Origin of the sequence: Comamonas guangdongensis (genome assembly GCF_041079535.1) — a bacterium.
In the GTDB taxonomy this organism is placed as follows: domain Bacteria; phylum Pseudomonadota; class Gammaproteobacteria; order Burkholderiales; family Burkholderiaceae_C; genus Comamonas; species Comamonas guangdongensis.
On the sequence record NZ_JBFYGN010000067.1, the window covers coordinates 1 to 1191 of the forward strand.

1 protein-coding gene is annotated in these 1191 nt (G+C 67.4%); it reads right to left on the bottom strand.

Features of this window, described 5'->3' with window-relative positions:
- Positions 1-64: 64 nt before the first annotated feature.
- A partial coding sequence (locus AB6724_RS21780; RefSeq protein WP_369340622.1) for an acetyl-CoA C-acyltransferase family protein occupies positions 65-1191 on the bottom strand: 1127 nt, incomplete at its 5' end.

Consider the following 1191-nt stretch of genomic DNA (forward strand, 5'->3'; position numbering starts at 1 on the left):
AGCTATTAAAAAAGGCCTGTCAGATCACTCTGGCAGGCCTTTTTCTTTGTGGATTCAAAGCTGCTTACACACGCTCAAAAATCGCCGCAATGCCCTGGCCTCCGCCTATGCACATGGTCACCAGCGCGTAGCGACCGCCCGTGCGCTGCAGCTCGGCAATGGCCTTGGTGGTGATGATCGCGCCCGTGGCCCCCACCGGGTGGCCCAACGAGATGCCCGAGCCGTTGGGGTTGACCTTGGCCGGGTCCAGGCCCAGCTGCTGGATCACCGCGCAGGCCTGGGCCGCAAACGCCTCGTTGGCCTCGATCACGTCCATGTCCTGAATCTTCAGACCGGTGCGGGCCAGCACCTTCTGCGTGGCCGGCACCGGGCCTATGCCCATGTAGGCGGGCTCCACGCCCGCATGGGCATAGCCCACCAGGCGCGCCAGGGGCTTGACACCGCTGGATTGGACGGCCTGCTCGCTCATCAGCAGCACGGCGCCCGCGCCGTCGTTGATGCCCGAGGCATTGCCGGCCGTGACCGTGCCGCCTTCCTTCTTGAACGCGGGCTTCATGCCGGCCAGGGTCTCCAGCGTGGTCGCGGCGCGCACATGCTCGTCGGTGTCGAACAGCACCACGCCCTTGCGGGTGGCGATCTCCATGGGCACGATCTGCTCCTTGAAGCGGCCGGCCTCTATGGCCGCGGCCGCGCGCTGCTGGCTGAGCACGGCCAGCTCGTCCTGCATATGGCGGCTGATCTGGTAGCGCTCGGCCACGTTCTCGGCCGTGACGCCCATGTGCATCTTCTGCCAGGGGTCGTGCAGGATGCCCAGCATGTAGTCGATGCTCTTGCTGTCGCCCATGCGCGCGCCCCAGCGCGCGGCCTGGTCGAAATAGGGGCCGCGGCTCATGTTCTCGGAGCCCGCGCCGATGGCCACCTCGCAGTCGCCCAGGGCGATGGCCTGGGCCGCCGAGACAATGGCCTGCAGGCCCGAGCCGCACAGGCGGTTGACGTTGAAGGCCGGGGTCGCGATGGGGCAGCCCGCATCGACGGCGGCCACGCGCGACAGATAGGCGTCCCGGGTGTCGGTGGGAATCACATTGCCCATGACCACATGGCCGACCAGATCGGCGGCGATGCCGGCGCGTTCAATGGCGGCCTTGACCACGGTGGTGGCCAGCTGGGTGTTGGGCACGTCCTTGAGGCTGC